The following is a 15,227-nucleotide window of genomic DNA, read 5'->3' as shown; positions in this document are numbered from 1 at the left end:
GGCCGTCACAGATCTCCGTAACCGTCCCTGACGACTTCGCGGGCCAGCGTCCCGCGTACGTCCGCCAGCTCACCGGCGATGCGCTCGGTCCGGGCGGTGTCCGCCGCCACCGCGGCGGGCACCGGCGTACCGTCCAGCAGGAGCCGGCGGCGCAGATGGGTCGGCGGGTGGCTCGCGTCGACGCTGTGGCCGCGCAGTGCCCCGACCCGGCGCCGGCGTTCGAACTCGGACTCCGGGACGGAGTCCAGATGGGCGACGAGCGCCTCCCACAGGCCGTCGGCGTTCTGCTCGCCGCCCCGGCCCGTCCGGCGCAGCCGGCGGCTGTTGGTCTCGCGCTGCAGGGTGGTGACGATCGAGTCGGTGACCATGAGACGGTCCATCAGACCGACCGCTCCCTCGGTGGACCCGATGCGGGCCGCCGCTCCGTCGGCCAGATACTCACCGCGCTGGGAGGCCCGCGCGGTCAGCAGGTCGAGCAGCGCCATGACGGCGGTGATCAGCAGGCGGAGCGGGACACAGGCCAGGTTGGTGATGGCCTGGATCACGTTCGGGTTCGGCATCGGCCGTACGTAGTAGAGCCAGGTGCTCAGCGATCTGCAGGCGGTTCCCACGACCATGCCGTGCCGGGTGTCGCCGTGGGTGAAGTGGCCGAGCTCGTGTCCCAGGAGCGCGATCCGCTGCTGGGGGCTCAGCACCTCCCACAGCGGCAGCCCCAGCGTCAGGAGCCGGCGCCGCAGCCCGAGATGGGTCACACTCGCGTTGGCCTCGACGTCGACGACGACGGCGTCCACGTCCCGGGTGCCCAGGGCGGCGGCGACCTCGTCGACGAGCGCGTACAGCTCGGGCGCGTCGCCTCGCAGCAGGACGCGGTCGTCATCGGACAGCCGGTTCAGCCGCGGCCTCAGGGACCAGGCCAGCGCCAACAGGAACAGCCCGAACGCCATACCGAGCCCGCCCCAGCCACGGACCAGGCCCCACAGGCCGACCGCGGCCAGGACGACGGTCATCCCGTGCACGATGAGCGCGAGCGCGTAGGCGAGCGGACCGGACCAGGTACGCCCGCTCCCGCTCCCGCTGCTCTTCCCGCCCCCGCCCCTCAGCTCGTCGAACAGCCGCGCGCCGTACCGCTGCGCCAGCCCGCGGCGCACCCTGTCCAGCCCGCGCTTCTCCTTGCCGGGCCCCTACGGGTCCACGTTCCACTCGCAGGCGGCACACCACGTGGTGAACCGTCTGTCCGTACGGATCTCCACCCCGCACTGCGGGCACGACGACACGATCTCTTCTCCAGCGGTACGCACCGCTGCCTCCCTGTCCCCCGGCCCCTCCCCAGAGGCCCCCCAGTTCATGGCCGCCGAAGTGGATCACGCCCGGAACACCGGGCGCAATCCCGGGTTCAGCCTCCGTTTCCGCAGCCGCCCACGCGCCGCGTGCCGAGCGCGATGTCGTCCATACGGATGTCGTACGACGACGGCGTCGGGTCGGCCTGATAGAGCTGCCAGCCCAGCTTCAGCTTGTCGAAGGCGGGGAAGACGAAGTCGTCCGCGGTCCCCCCGTGCACCTTGGTGGACACCGTCAGCTCGGACTGCTCCACGCCGTCCAGGTACACGGTGACCCGGTTGTCGGTGGCGTCCAGATGGAACTCGACGCACTGCCAGGCCCCGCCGACGGCCGGCGAGGAGGTCTTCCAGGAGGTCCAGTCCCCGGTGGGCCCGAGATCGGACCCGACGCCCCAGAAGTTGGCGCCGTCGGTCGGCGCGTACTGCCCACCGAGCGGCCGCACCAGCGTCGGCGAGCCCGCCCCGGACGCCTCGGCGATGGTCCAGTGCGCCCAGTCGGGCGCCGTGGGGAACCCCCCGACCCGCAGCCGCACCCGCCCCCAGAAGCTGTTGCCGGGCGGGGAGAGCTCATCGAACACAAGGAAGGCCCGACCGTTGCCCTCGGTACGAATCCGCAGCTCACGCCCGTGCCCGGTGGCGCTGGGGGCGACGGCCAGCGTGCCGTCGGCCGTGTCGGTGGTCCAGCCGCGCCCCTCGGTGACCGGGCCGAGGGGGAGACGGTCGAAGTTCTCCCGGGCCAGAGTTCCGTGGGGAGCGGGGGTCGCGGAGGCAGTGGGGGGTATCGCGAGCAGTACCGCTGCGGCGGCGCACAGCGCGGCGGCGGATTTCCTCAGGAGTGCCATGAGGACAGTCTGCAACTCAGGCCCCACAAGTCACAGTGGCCACACGGGAGTTGGCCGGGAATGAGTGAGGCCCCGCTCCCGGCGCGAACCGGGGAACGGGGCCCAACCCACCGTAGGAGAACGGAGATCAGAAACGCCGAGTGATCAGCGCCCTCTTCACTTCCTGGATCGCCTTGGTGACCTCGATCCCACGCGGACAGGCGTCCGTGCAGTTGAACGTCGTGCGGCAGCGCCACACGCCGTCGCGGTCGTTGAGGATCTCCAGTCGCTGCTCGCCCGCCTCGTCACGGCTGTCGAAGATGAAGCGGTGGGCGTTGACGATGGCCGCCGGGCCGAAGTACTGGCCGTCGTTCCAGAAGACCGGGCAGGAGGACGTGCAGGCCGCGCACAGGATGCACTTCGTCGTGTCGTCGAAGCGCTCGCGGTCCTCCGCCGTCTGGAGGCGTTCCCGGGTCGGCTCGTTCGTGTCCTTCGTGATCAGGAAGGGCATCACGTCGCGGTACGCCTGGAAGAACGGCTCCATGTCGACCACGAGGTCCTTCAGGACCGTCAGGCCCTTGATGGGCTCGACCGTGATCGGCTTCGACGGGTTGATGTCCTTGATCAGCGTTTTGCACGCCAGACGGTTCTTGCCGTTGATCCGCATCGCGTCCGAGCCGCAGATGCCGTGCGCGCAGGAGCGGCGGAAGGTCAGCGTGCCGTCCAGCTCCCACTTGATCTTGTGCAGGGCGTCGAGGACACGTTCCTTCGGGTCGATCTCCAGCTGGAAGTCTTCCCAGGTGGCCTCCGCCGAGACCTCCGAGTTGAAGCGGCGGACGCGGAAGGTGACCGTGATGTACGGGGAGTCGGCGAAGCCGGGCTCGGGCTCGCCGGCCGCGTCCGCCTTGTCCAGAACAGGGGTTGCCATCAGTACTTACGCTCCATCGGCTGGTAGCGGGTCTGGACGACCGGCTTGTAGTCGAGACGGATGGACTCGGCGCCGTCGTCGCCCACCTCGCGGTACGCCATGGTGTGGCGCATGAAGTTGACGTCGTCGCGGTTCGGGTAGTCCTCGCGGTAGTGACCGCCGCGGGACTCCTTGCGGGCCAGCGCGGAGACCGCCATGACCTCGGCGAGGTCGAGCAGGTTGCCGAGCTCGATCGCCTCCAGCAGGTCCGTGTTGAAACGCCGGCCCTTGTCCTGGATCGAGACGTTCAGGTAGCGCTCGCGCAGCTCGGCGATCTTCTCGACCGCCGTCTTGATCGTCTGCTCGGTGCGGAACACCATGACGTTCGCGTCCATGGTCTCCTGCAGCTCACGCCGGATCACCGAGACCCGCTCGGTGCCCGTCGCGTCCCGCAGCCGCTCCACCTGGTCGAGCACCAGCCGCGCCGGGTCCTCGGGCAGCTCGACGTAGTCCGCCTTCTGCGAGTACTCGGCGGCGGCGATACCGGCCCGCTTGCCGAACACGTTGATGTCCAGCAGCGAGTTCGTGCCCAGGCGGTTGGCACCGTGGACCGAGACGCAGGCCACCTCGCCGGCCGCGTACAGGCCCGGGACCACCGTGGTGTTGTCGGCGAGCACCTCACCCTCGACGTTCGTCGGGATGCCACCCATCGCGTAGTGCGCGGTGGGCTGGATCGGGATCGGGTCCGTGTACGGCTCGATACCGAGGTAGGTACGGGCGAACTCCGTGATGTCGGGCAGCTTCGCGTCCAGCTGCTCCGGCGGGAGGTGGGTGAGGTCCAGGTAGACGTGGTCGCCCTCGGGACCGCAGCCGCGGCCCTCCCGGATCTCGGTGTAGATGGAGCGGGAGACGACGTCACGGGACGCGAGGTCCTTCATGACCGGCGCGTACTTCTCCATGAAGCGCTCGCCGTCCTTGTTGCGGAGGATGCCGCCCTCACCGCGGGCGCCCTCCGTCAGCAGGATGCCCATGCGCCAGATGCCGGTCGGGTGGAACTGGAAGAACTCCATGTCCTCCAGCGGCAGCCCGCGACGGTAGACCGCGGCCTGGCCGTCACCGGTCAGCGTGTGCGCGTTGGACGTCACCTTGAAGAACTTGCCGCAGCCGCCGGACGCGTAGATCACGGCCTTCGCCTGGAAGACGTGGATCTCGCCGGTCGCCAGTTCGTACGCGACGACACCGGCCGACTTCTTGACGCCGTCGACCTCGGTGATCAGCTGGTCCAGGACGTAGAACTCGTTGAAGAACTCCACGCCCTCCTTGACGCAGTTCTGGTACAGCGTCTGGAGGATCATGTGGCCGGTGCGGTCGGCCGCGTAGCAGGAACGGCGGACCGGGGCCTCGCCGTGGTTACGGCTGTGACCGCCGAAGCGGCGCTGGTCGATCGTCCCGTTGGGCGTGCGGTTGAACGGCAGGCCCATCTTCTCCAGGTCGAGGACCGAGTCGATGGCCTCCTTCGCCAGGATCTCGGCGGCGTCCTGGTCGACCAGGTAGTCACCGCCCTTGATCGTGTCGAAGGTGTGCCACTCCCAGTTGTCCTCCTCCACGTTCGCCAGCGCGGCGGCCATGCCGCCCTGCGCGGCGCCCGTGTGGGAGCGGGTGGGGTAGAGCTTGGTCAGCACCGCGGTGCGGCTGCGCTTCGTCGACTCGATGGCCGCGCGCATGCCCGCGCCACCGGCGCCGACGATGACGGTGTCGTACTTGTGGATCTTCATGATTCTCGCAGCCCCGTGCCTAGCGGATGTTCGGGTCGAAGGTGAAGATCACCAGCGTGCCGAGCAGGATGGTGAACACCGTGGCGGTGTAGAGCAGGCCCTTGAGCCACAGGCGGGTGTTCGGGCGCTCCGCGTAGTCGTTGATGATCGTGCGCAGACCGTTGGCGCCGTGCAGCATCGCGAGCCACAGCATCAACAGGTCCCAGACCTGCCAGAACGGGGATGCCCAGCGGCCCGCGACGAACGCGAAGCCGATCTTCGACACACCGCCGTCCAGCACCAGCTGGATCAGCAGGTGGCCGATGACCAGGACGACGAGCACGACACCCGACAGACGCATGAACAGCCATGCGGCCATCTCGAAGTTGCCGCGAGTGGAGCGAGGCGTCTTCTTCGTCCGCTTGCGCGGGGCCTCGATGAGGGGCGCCGGGTTGTCGACGCCGTAGCCGGAGTCGCCCTCTACGGGGCCGATGCCGGAAGCGGTGGTTTCAGTGGTCGCCATCGGTGTCAGCTCCCGAACAGTTCACGAGCGGCGTGGCCGAGGACGGGGTAGATCGCCCCGATCATGAGCACGACCCACAGGCCCACGACGGACCAGAGCATCTGCTTCTGGTAGCGCGGGCCCTTCGACCAGAAGTCGACGGCGATGACGCGCAGGCCGTTGAGAGCGTGGAAGAGGATGGCCGCGACGAGGCCGTACTCCAGACACGCGACGAGCGGGGTCTTGTATGTGGCTACGACCTTGTCGTAGTCCTCGGGGGAGACACGGACGAGAGCGGTGTCCAGCACGTGAACGAACAGGAAGAAGAAGATGAGGACGCCGGTGACTCGATGAGCCACCCAGGACCACATTCCTTCCCGGCCGCGGTACAGCGTTCCAGCCGGCACGGAAGTCCCTCCGGGAGCGGGGTGTCGGGGCCTGCCGGCTTGTGCTGTCGGTCGGCCCGGCCGGGTACGGTCCACCGGCCCCCAGCATCGTAGCGATGCGCTGCCGCTGGGCTTACCCGGGGCCTACCTGTGTGATCAAAGTGGCACGCAGATGGGGGTACTCGACGGCTAATGGGGTGGTCACGGCGGTTATGTGCCGACTTACAGCCCCGCGCCCCTGAGGGAAGACACCAACCGGCCTCTCGCGACGCGGCGGAGTTCCTCTGCCGCCACCACCCGTTCTTCCTCCGGATCGTTTGCCAATCGTGACCGGATGCCTGCCAGTGCATGGTCCAAGGCCTCAGCGGCGGGCAGGCCGTCCAGACAGATGACGAAGGCGTGGCCGAAGCGGGCCTCGTAGGCCGCGTGGGCCGCGTCCATAGCCATGTGGGCTGCGGAATACGCCCCCTCCGGCACCACGGGCAGCGTCTCTGCCGCCAGGGCCTCGGAGAGATCCGACACAGTCAGGTCGTACGCCGCCTCGTCCGACGCGGCCAGCAGGGCGTCCACGGTCGGATAGGGGCGGTGGGCCGCGACCCGCTCCGCCCAGCGGAGGCTGCGCAGGCAGTCCAGGAGAAGGAGCCTGGCCTCGTCGGTGGGCGCGATGTTGAAGGCGTCCAGGACAGTGGGCAGGCACGGTATGGCCGGTCGGCCGGGAGAATGTGTGGGCGTCACGTGTGTTTCGGCAGGGGAAGCTGTGAGCGGTGTGACATCACGTTATCGAGAGTGGACGTGACCTGTCCGACGGATGCCCGATTTTCACCCGCACGGGGGCGTTTCGGCATGGTTGGAGGACGCGGTCCTCACTCACAAGGCCCTAGGTTGGCGATGTGAGCCAGCACAGGAAGCGAACGGAGAAGCAGGCACGGGGGCTGATCGCGGGGGCGGTCGTCGTCACCGTCGCGGTCGGGGTGGGCCTCGGTCTGTGGGCGGGCGGCGACAGCGACCCGGCCGGATCGGCCCGGTCCCAGGCCGAGTCACCCATGGGCGGCAGAGCGGAAGGCTCCCCGGCCCCTTCGAGGGCCCCGAGCCCGGCCCCCAGTCCCACCCGGTCGTACCCCCTGTCCACCACACCCCGCACCATCCCGGCCGTCCGCGCCCACACCCCGGCGCGCGGTCCTGGCTGGCGTCCCGCCCGGGGCCTGCGCGTGGTCGTGAACGACGCAGGCCTCGCCGACGAGGGGCGTCTCCTCGCCGGTGAGCTGGGGCTGACGTACGCCGGGCAGAAGGACGACGTACGCGCCGGGGACGTACGCCTCACGGTCAATGGCGGGAAGGGCGCGAACCCGGAGTCGTACCGCATGACCGTGCGCGGCGGGCGGGTCGCCATCAGCGGGCCGGCCGACGCGGGGGTGTTCTACGGCACCCGCACGCTCAAGCAGGCGGTGCACGGTGGCGCCACGGCGCCGGAGGGCGTCGTGCGCGACGAGCCCGCCAAGCCGGTGCGCGGGTTCTCCCTGGACATCGCGCGCAAGCACTTCACGGCCGGCTGGATCGAGGACCGGGTCCGGGAGCTGGGCGACCTGAAGTTCAACCGGCTCCAGCTGCACTTCTCCGACGACCAGGCGTTCCGGATCGAGTCCGCCTCGCACCCGGAGATCGTGTCGGCGCAGCACCTGACCAAGGCGCAGGTGAAGAGGATCGTCGCCCTCGCGGCGCAGCGGCACATCACCGTCGTACCGGAGATCGACTCGCCCGGACACCTGGGGGCCGTCATCGACGCCCACCCGGAGCTTCAGCTGCGCAGTGCGGCGGGGAACGTGGCGCGCGGGGCCGTCGACATCTCCAACCCCGCTTCCGCCAAGATCGTCGACGACCTGCTGAACGAGTACGCGGGCCTGTTCCCCGGCGCCGACTGGCACCTCGGCGGCGACGAGTACCGCGCGCTCATGGTGTCCGACCCGGAGGCGACCTACCCGCAGCTCGCCACCGCCGCCAGGAAGGCCTACGGGGCCGGCGCCACCGTCGAGGACCTGACCACGGGCTGGCTGAACGACCGCGCCGCCACCGTCCGGGCGCACCGCAGGGCCCCGATCGCGTGGAACGACGGCTTCTTCCGGGGCACGTCCGTCCGGGCCGCCGACGACATCCGGGTCGGGTACTGGACGGGCAAGGAGATCGGCGCCCGGCAGCCGGTGGAGTATCTGAGCGCGGGACGCAAGGTCGTCAACTACAACGACAAGTTCCTCTACTACGTCCTCGGGCAGCCCAACCAGTTCTACTATCCGACGGGACAGCGGATCTACGAGGAGTGGACCCCGCGAGTCCTCCGCGGCACAACAGCAGTCCCCTCGAAGTACGACAGCCAGATCCTCGGCGGGTACTTCGCGGTGTGGTGCGACTTCCCGAACGCGCAGACGCAGGACCAGGTCGCGGCAGGCATCCGGATGCCGCTGCGGGCGACCACGCAGAAGCTGTGGGATCCGGGGAAGCCCGCCCTGACCTGGGCGCGGTTCAAGGCGCTCGCGGACCGGCTGAGCTGAGGAGCCGGGGATTCCTGTGGACGTACGGGGCCGTCGAACCGTATGTTCCGCAGGCCGCGCGTGAGGCTCTGGGGAGAACCCGCGCGGTCTGCTGATCATCCGCACCTCGGGGGGACCTCACCATGCTCTGTACGCGCTGCCTGCATGCCGAAGCGGCACCGGAGGGCGTGCTGTGCGCCGGGTGCGCCACGCCCACCGGATTCGCGGCCCCGCCGGCCGGTGCCGCACCGAAGATCTGGCTGCGCTCGCCGGTCGGCCTCGGACGCGCCACCGCGATCCTGCTCGGACTGGCCGCGGCCGTCGACGTGTTCGCCCTCGGCGCGGACTACCTCATGTACGACGTCACGGGCGACCTCGCCGGGGGCGGCATCGGGGCCGGGGCAGGAGACCGGGCCGATCTGGCGGACAGGCTCACCGCCGCGGCCGGCAGCGCACAGGTGCTCGTGATGCTGGCCTGTGCCGTCGTCTTCGTGATCTGGCTGTGGCGGGTCCGGCGCAACGCCGAGGTGTTCGCCCCGGACGGACACCACAAGGCGCGCGCCTGGGTGATCGCCGGCTGGGTCGTGCCGATCGCGAGTCTGTGGTACCCGCGCCGGGTCGTGGTCGACATCTGGGACGCGAGCAGCACGGGGGACAAGCCCGACGGACATGCCCTGATCAACATCTGGTGGACGCTGTGGCTCCTCTCCCAGACCATCGGGCAGGTCCTGTACACCGCGTTCGACGAGGCCGACACCTCGCAGAGGATCCACGACTCCATGACGCAGATGATGGTCGCCGACGGTCTCGACCTCGTGGCCGCCCTGGCCGCCGCCGCCGTCGTGCTCCGGCTGACCCGGATGCAGGACGAGAAGGCCCGCCAGGGACCCCCGGTGCCCGTCGCCGTGTGACGGATTTGGTCCATCCTGCTGCGAACTGTCGTACGAATGTGGTGTATTCGGGCCCGAGCCGTACCGAGCAGCCAGGGGGAACCGGGATGGGCTACTGGGGTTACTTCGTCGTGGGCCGCGGGGAGCGGCCGCTCGCCGAGTTGGACGCGCTGGCCGGAGCCGAGGGCATGGTCTTACGCGAGTCGGCGCCCGGCGGATGGCAGGTCTGGGAGTACGCGAACGGCGAGGGCGATGTCGGGAACATGAACGCCCTTGCCCTGGAGAGCGGTTCGCCCGCGCTCTTCGGATACGTCATGGACAGCGCGTCGGTCGTCCTGGAGGCGGCGGGGCCGGAGAGCGGTGCCTGGACGACCTGTCTGGCCCGCAGCGCCATGGCCGAGTACATCGGGGGCGGCGAGGAGGGGCTGACCCTGGAGGACTACTTCCTCGAACCCCGGGACGCGGCCGCGCGGGCCGTCGCCTGGGCGGCGGAGGCGGGGCACGAGGTGCCCGAGGAGCCACTACTCGATGTACTGAGCGCCGCCCCCGATCCGTTGGCCGAAAACCTCTTCTTCCGTATGCTCGACCGGCTCGGTGTGGTGCCCCTGTGACACTCCCGGGCCATCGCGCGCAGTAAGGGGAAGTGCGGGTTCCGTGAGGGGATGCCGCTCGGCGAGGGAGGCGTGGATGAGTCTGGTGGAGCTGATCGGCCAGGCCGACGAACGCGGACTGGCCGCCAGCGGGTTGGCTTGTTTGGATCGCTGCATACCGCTGCTCGGTGGCGACGACGAGGTCCTTCGTCCTCTGTGGGCGGGGCTCGCGGACGACGCGGGGGCCGCGGAGTGGGGCGAGCGGCTGGAGCAGGTGCGGGGGAAGCTGGGCGGGGAGTTCGGGGCGGGCGACTTCTCCGGCTCCGGCTCCGGCTCCGGCTCCGGTGAGGACGAGGCCGTGCTGCTGGCCCGCCGGATGCTCGCTGCCGCGCCGGTCGAACGGTCCGCCGCCGGGGTACGGGCGTGGGCCGACGCCTGCTCGGTCGCCGCGCTCCGGATCCACCGGCTGCTCGACCCCCTGAAGGACGCCTGCGACTCGGTCGACGCCCGCCGCGAGGGCCGTACGGAGGGCATGTCTCCCCTCGTCGCCGCCGAACTGCGCCGCCAGATCACCGTCCTGGAACTCCTCGCCGGCCACGGCCCGGCAGGCCTGCGCCCGGCTCTGGAGGTGTCGACGGAAGGCCGCCGGGTGCTGCGCGCGGTGGTGTCCCGGAGGAGCCGGCGGCGGGGGTGAGGGAGGGCGGCTCGGTGGAGGATCGGCTCAGTGGACGAGCCATTTGACCACCGCGTCCCCGTAGCGCGCCGTCTGATCGTAGAACGCCGTCAGATCCCGGTGCGCCGCCGCGAACACCCCCCGCGCCTCCCGTTCCGCGGTCGCCCCGCCGTGTCTCGGCAGCAACTCCTCGCGGACGACCAGCCACAGGGCCTCGAAGTCGGCCGAACCGAGGTATGCCGAGACGCGGTTCGCCCGGGCCGCGGTCAGGAGCAGGAACGGGGGCTTGTCGTGGTCGCCCGGGTAGACCGGCAGTCCGCCGAGGACCACCTCGGCGCCGGCGTAGAGGAGTTCGTGGTCCAGGTAGGACTTGTCCAGCACCTCCTCCCGGTGTCGGCCTATGCGTTCGCGGACGGCGTCCCAGTCGTCCTCGAACAGCCGTTGCATCCAGTTCGCGCTGTTGCGCAGGGCCGAGGGCGGCACCGCGCGGAGATGGAAGTAGTCGCTCATCAGAGACAGGAGCGCAGCGGAGGGGCGAATCGTCACTCTGGCGTCAACCTTGCGACAGAGAGGGTCCTGTGACCGTCCGGGGAGGGATACGGCGAAGGTGGGTCGGTCCTGCACCGGTCCGCGCGAAGGCACCGATCCGGGTGACGAAACACCTCGCTGAGACGCTTTCCCCAAGTGATGACTGATGTGACGGCTCATACGACCGCTGATGTGACGACCCGCCAGGCCCCCACGCCCGCAACCAGGCCCTCCGCCGCGACCAAGCCCATGCGCTGGGCGGCCGACGCGGTGTCGGCCCTGCGCGAGGGCGCACGCGTCCGGCTCGACTACTCGGCGCAGAGCCTGTGGCGCGTCGACCGGCTGATCGAGGAGATACGGCGGGAGGGGGCGCCGTACGCCGCCGTGGAGACCGTGCTGCGCGGGCTCGGCGCCTACGCCGGTGAGGTCGTCGTCCGCCAGGCCGGTGCCGAGTGGTGGACGAGCGGCGGCGACCACTGGGTCCGTACGCCCGACGGACGGCTGTGGGACCCGGTGGACGAGGCCCGCCGCTGCTTCGCCGGGGACGGCTCGCTGCGACTGCTGTGCCGGGATGCGACGGGGGCTGTGCGGCGCTGACCGCGGAGGCGGCGGCTCCCGAGGCAAAAACACCGTAATAAGAGACGCTGGCGTTCCCAAGGGAGCGGCAGCAGGCGCACGATGGGGTCATGGCCGACAACCGTCGTTGGTGGGCGCTGGTCGTCATCGCGCTCGCCCAGTTGATGGTCGTGCTGGACATGACCATCGTGAACATCGCCCTGCCGTCCGCCCAGGCCGACCTGAACATGTCGGACGCGAACCGGCAGTGGGTCATCACCGCCTACACCCTCGCCTTCGGCGGGCTCCTGTTGCTCGGCGGGCGGATCTCCGACCTCGCCGGGCGCAGGACCACCTTCATGATCGGGCTCGTCGGCTTCGCCGCCGCCTCCGCGCTCGGCGGGGCCGCGACGGGGCAGGGGATGCTGTTCGGGGCGCGGGCCCTGCAGGGCGTGTTCGCCGCGCTGCTCGCACCGGCCGCGCTGTCGCTGCTCGCGACGACCTTCACCGAACCGAAGGAGCGGGCGAAGGCCTTCGGGGTGTTCGGGGCGATCGTCGGGGCGGGCGCCGCTATCGGGCTGCTCGCGGGCGGTCTGCTCACCGAGTATCTGGACTGGCGCTGGTGTCTGTACGTCAACGTGCCCATCGCGCTGCTCGCGTTCGCGGGCGCGTGGGCGATCCTCGCGCCCGGGGGACGGCACCCCGACGCCCACCTCGACGTGCCGGGCGCGCTGCTCGGCTCGGGCGGCATGCTGGCGCTGGTGTACGGCTTCTCCGAGGCGGCGTCCCGGGGTTGGGACGACGGGCTCGTGGTGACCCTGCTGGTCGCCGGAGTTGTGCTGCTCGCGGCCTTCGCGGTGTGGCAGACCCGGGCGCGGGTGCCGTTGCTGCCGATGTCGGTGGTCAAGGACAGGCAGCGTGTGGGCGCCTTCCTGACCGTGCTGTTCGTCACCGTCGGGATGTTCGGTGTGTTCCTCTTCCTGACGTACTACCTGCAGGGCGTCCTCGGATGGTCGCCGCTGAAGACCGGGCTCGCGTATCTGCCGATGACGGCCGCGATGATCGTCGGCTCGACGCAGATCGCCGCACGGCTGCTGAGCAAGGTGCCGCCGAGGACCCTGATCGTGCCCGGACTGCTCGTGGCCGCGGGAGGGTTGGCGATCATCGCGCAGGTCGGCGTGGAGCCGGCGTACGCCTCGCACGTCCTGCCCGGAATGCTGATGCTGGGTCTCGGCATGAGCACGGCGATGATGACCTCCATCTCGCTGGCCACCGGCAGTGTCGCGCCGCGTGACTCGGGGGCGGCCTCGGCGACCTTCAACACGGCCCAGCAGGTGGGCGGTTCGATCGGTACGGCCCTGCTGAACACGATCGCCGCGAGCGCGACCGCGACCTACCTGACCGCGCACGCCGGACCAGGCGTCGACAAGCGGCTGCTCCAGGCCGACGCCACCGTGCACGGCTTCAACGTGGCCACCTGGTGGGCGTTCGGGGCGCTGCTGCTGGCCGCGCTGATCGCGGGAGTCGTCGTGAACGCGGAACGGGCGCCCACTCCCCAGGGTGCGGGGGAGCGGACGCCCGAGCCGGTGGACACGCTGGGCTGAGGCCCTACTTGATGTAGACCAGGCCGTCCGTCGTGATCGTCGGGCGGCCGCTGGTGCCCACCACCACGATCTTCACCGTGTGCTTGGCGCTGCTGGACCAGGACTTGGTCCAGATCGCCTGGCGGTAGGCGGTGGTCGAGGACTTCAGGTCCACGGTCGCGACCTTGGTGCCGTCCACGTACACGTACGCCTGCCCGGAGGTGGACGCCCGCGAGACCACCCACGCGGCGGACCGGCCGGTGAACGTCCAGGTCAGGCTCGCGTTCTTGGAACCGCTGGAGTACGACTTGCCGCCGAGGTAGCTGGTGGAGGAACGGGTCGTCCAGCTGCCGGACTTGGTGGCCGAGGTCTCCTGAAGGATCATCGGCGTGTACGAGGGGGACGACGTACGGGTGTTGCCCGCGACGTCGTACGCCTTCATCGACCAGGTGCTCGCGGTACCGGGCTTGGCGGACCGGCTGGAGCTGGTGGTGGTCGGGCCGAAGGTGGCCGTCGTCGGGGACAGCAGGCTCACCTGCTTCAGGGCCTGCGAGTCGGCGGCCTTCCAGCCGAGGGTGACCGGGGCGGCGGTGGTGCTGACCGTGCCGGTGCGCAGGGTGATCTTCGGTGTGGTGGAGAAGGTCGGCGCGGTGGTGTCGGTCACGACCGTCAGCGCGGTGGTCGTCGCCGTCTTGCCGGACTGGTGCACGGCCCGTACGGCGACCTTGTGGCTGCCCGCGGCCAGGGTGGTGCCGGCCGAGGTGGCCGTACCGGACGTGGTGGCGACGACCTGGCCGTCGACCAGCAGCTCGAACTTCGAGATCAGCGAACCGGGCGTGGTGGCCGACCACTTCGCCGTGATCGCGCCCTTGGTCCAGTACGTCGAGCCGGACAGGGCCGCGCCGGTCAGCGAGGTGAGCTTCAGGCCTTGCACCGGGCCGGACGCCCAGGCGCGGATGGTCGGCAGCTGGGCGTAGAGGGAGTTGCCCGGGCACTCGGTGGCGTAGCCGTCGCGGTGGCCGGAGATCCGGTTGAAGGTGTAGAGGCTGCCGGCGGTGAAGCTCGTACCGGCGAGGTTGCTCTGGGTGGCGCCCGCCTTCAGCTGGACCGTCGAGCTGGGGTCGACGCCGTACTGGCCGAGCTTCCAGGCCGCGATCCGGGCGACCGAGGTGAGGGCGGCGTTCGAGGCGCCCGTTGCGGTGTACTCGCCGAGGACCGCGATGCCGGTGGACTCACGGTTCCACCCGTAGGTGTGGGCGCCCAGGACCGGCTGGTCGACGCCGCCCTTGCGGCCCTCGAAGATCGTGCCGCACTTGTCGACCAGGAAGTTGTAGCCGATGTCGTTCCAGCCGTTGCCGCTGGGGGCCGGGGCGGTGTGGTACGCGTAGACGGCCCGCACGATCGACGCCGATTCGGCGCAGGTGTAGTCGTTCGACCCGGCCGTGTGATGGACGAAGACGGCCTTCACATCGGCGTTGTACTCCGACGGGTCGGGGCTGAGCTTCTCGTCGGCGCCCCAGCCGGCGCGGGAGACGATCGACGGCTCGGGGACCGTCGACGGGGGGGCGGTGGGGGTGGTGGCGGTCGGGGTCGGGCTCGGCGTCACGTCCTCGGCGTACGCTGCCGGGTCCGTGTCGTCGCCCGTGTCCCGCTGCTCCGCGGCGGTCGCGATGCCCGGGTCGACCAGGTTGACCTTGAGACCCGAGGGCAGTCCGGCGCTGGTGGTGCCGTCCTCGTGGACGACCTGTACCTCGACACCGTCCGAGGGGCCCACCCACAGGGGTTCGGACGCGCCGCGTGCCCCGGCCCGCTCGTCGGGGTCCTCCACCGGGTCCGCGTCCGTCTCCAGGTCCTGCCAGGACGTCCACGCGCCGGTGTCGATGCTCCGGGTGCGTACCTGCGCCTTGCCGTCGAGCTGCTTGGTCGCCCCCGTCCAGGAGATACCGAGCAGCGAGAACTGCTTGGTCTCGGTGCGCGGCAGCTCGCGCTCGCCGGTCTCGGGAGCCTTCAGCGCCAGGTTGTAGACCTTCACCGGCCGCTTGGGCTGCAGATCCCCCGCGTTGTCGGTCGACGGACTGGCGGCGGCGTAGGTCGCGATGCCGCCGCCTCCCAGAACAACCGCGCCGAGTGTCAGCCACGCCCGCCGCTTCATGCTGAGCGGTCTGTACGCACGGCTCTT

General features: G+C 70.3%; 15 protein-coding genes. 6 read left to right on the top strand and 9 right to left on the bottom strand.

The genetic code is table 11. The features are described from left to right. Positions 1-5 precede the first annotated feature (5 nt). The 7 genes from RNB18_RS40450 to RNB18_RS40420 all read right to left on the bottom strand — a co-directional run bounded on the left by RNB18_RS40450 (position 6) and on the right by RNB18_RS40420 (position 6,442). A complete protein-coding gene (locus RNB18_RS40450; protein WP_311719107.1) occupies positions 6-1,148 on the bottom strand; it encodes a M48 family metallopeptidase in 1,143 nt (380 codons plus the stop codon). Between the two features lie 245 nt (positions 1,149-1,393). Further along, on the bottom strand, positions 1,394-2,179 hold the full coding sequence (locus RNB18_RS40445; protein ID WP_311719106.1) for a hypothetical protein: 786 nt from the start codon (positions 2,177-2,179) through the stop codon (positions 1,394-1,396). Positions 2,180-2,306: 127 nt separating this feature from the next. Continuing rightward, positions 2,307-3,086 carry a succinate dehydrogenase iron-sulfur subunit gene (locus RNB18_RS40440; protein WP_057607757.1) on the bottom strand — a complete coding sequence of 260 codons (780 nt, stop codon included), beginning with the start codon at positions 3,084-3,086 and terminating at the stop codon, positions 2,307-2,309. Continuing rightward, complete coding sequence (gene sdhA / locus RNB18_RS40435) at positions 3,086-4,840, bottom strand: succinate dehydrogenase flavoprotein subunit (protein ID WP_311719105.1); 1,755 nt, start codon at positions 4,838-4,840, stop codon at positions 3,086-3,088. Before sdhA ends, RNB18_RS40440 begins: the two co-directional genes overlap by 1 nt. 19 nt (positions 4,841-4,859) lie before the next feature. Beyond that, positions 4,860-5,342 carry a succinate dehydrogenase hydrophobic membrane anchor subunit gene (locus RNB18_RS40430; protein WP_057607755.1) on the bottom strand — a complete coding sequence of 161 codons (483 nt, stop codon included), beginning with the start codon at positions 5,340-5,342 and terminating at the stop codon, positions 4,860-4,862. A gap of 5 nt (positions 5,343-5,347) precedes the next feature. Continuing rightward, complete coding sequence (sdhC, locus tag RNB18_RS40425; protein WP_007384241.1) at positions 5,348-5,728, bottom strand: succinate dehydrogenase, cytochrome b556 subunit; 381 nt, start codon at positions 5,726-5,728, stop codon at positions 5,348-5,350. A gap of 201 nt (positions 5,729-5,929) precedes the next feature. Then, complete coding sequence (locus tag RNB18_RS40420; protein WP_311719103.1) at positions 5,930-6,442, bottom strand: 2-oxo-4-hydroxy-4-carboxy-5-ureidoimidazoline decarboxylase; 513 nt, start codon at positions 6,440-6,442, stop codon at positions 5,930-5,932. Positions 6,443-6,597: 155 nt separating this feature from the next. On the opposite strand from RNB18_RS40420, the gene RNB18_RS40415 reads away from it, so the two are divergent. The 4 genes from RNB18_RS40415 (at position 6,598) to RNB18_RS40400 (ending at position 10,403) form a co-directional block, all read left to right on the top strand. Then, the gene (locus RNB18_RS40415) at positions 6,598-8,250 is read left to right on the top strand and encodes a beta-N-acetylhexosaminidase (protein ID WP_311719102.1); all 1,653 of its coding nucleotides are present in this window, start codon (positions 6,598-6,600) and stop codon (positions 8,248-8,250) included. 122 nt (positions 8,251-8,372) lie between these two features. After that, positions 8,373-9,140, top strand: a complete 768-nt coding sequence (locus tag RNB18_RS40410; protein WP_311719101.1) for a DUF4328 domain-containing protein — start codon at positions 8,373-8,375, stop codon at positions 9,138-9,140. Between the two features lie 86 nt (positions 9,141-9,226). Beyond that, positions 9,227-9,730 carry a hypothetical protein gene (locus RNB18_RS40405; RefSeq protein WP_311719100.1) on the top strand — a complete coding sequence of 168 codons (504 nt, stop codon included), beginning with the start codon at positions 9,227-9,229 and terminating at the stop codon, positions 9,728-9,730. A gap of 76 nt (positions 9,731-9,806) precedes the next feature. Then, entirely contained in the window at positions 9,807-10,403 is a 597-nt protein-coding gene (locus tag RNB18_RS40400; RefSeq protein ID WP_311719099.1) for a hypothetical protein, read from the top strand. Positions 10,404-10,430: 27 nt separating this feature from the next. Here RNB18_RS40400 and RNB18_RS40395 read toward each other — a convergent pair whose 3' ends face one another. After that, positions 10,431-10,892 carry a DUF1877 domain-containing protein gene (locus RNB18_RS40395; protein WP_311719098.1) on the bottom strand — a complete coding sequence of 154 codons (462 nt, stop codon included), beginning with the start codon at positions 10,890-10,892 and terminating at the stop codon, positions 10,431-10,433. Positions 10,893-11,159: 267 nt separating this feature from the next. Between RNB18_RS40395 and RNB18_RS40390 the strand changes: the two genes are divergently transcribed. Next, positions 11,160-11,507, top strand: coding sequence for a hypothetical protein (locus tag RNB18_RS40390; protein ID WP_394817756.1), 348 nt, complete (start codon positions 11,160-11,162; stop codon positions 11,505-11,507). A gap of 89 nt (positions 11,508-11,596) precedes the next feature. Further along, complete coding sequence (locus RNB18_RS40385) at positions 11,597-13,069, top strand: MFS transporter (RefSeq protein WP_311719096.1); 1,473 nt, start codon at positions 11,597-11,599, stop codon at positions 13,067-13,069. Between the two features lie 4 nt (positions 13,070-13,073). Here the strand turns inward: RNB18_RS40385 and RNB18_RS40380 are convergent, their stop codons facing one another. Continuing rightward, positions 13,074-15,200, bottom strand: coding sequence for a peptidoglycan recognition protein family protein (locus RNB18_RS40380; RefSeq protein WP_311719095.1), 2,127 nt, complete (start codon positions 15,198-15,200; stop codon positions 13,074-13,076). Between the last annotated feature and the right edge of the window lie 27 nt (positions 15,201-15,227).

It is taken from the genome of Streptomyces doebereineriae, from assembly GCF_031845645.1.
Lineage (GTDB): Bacteria > Actinomycetota > Actinomycetes > Streptomycetales > Streptomycetaceae > Streptomyces > Streptomyces canus.
This window is presented reverse-complemented; position numbering and strand designations above follow the sequence as displayed.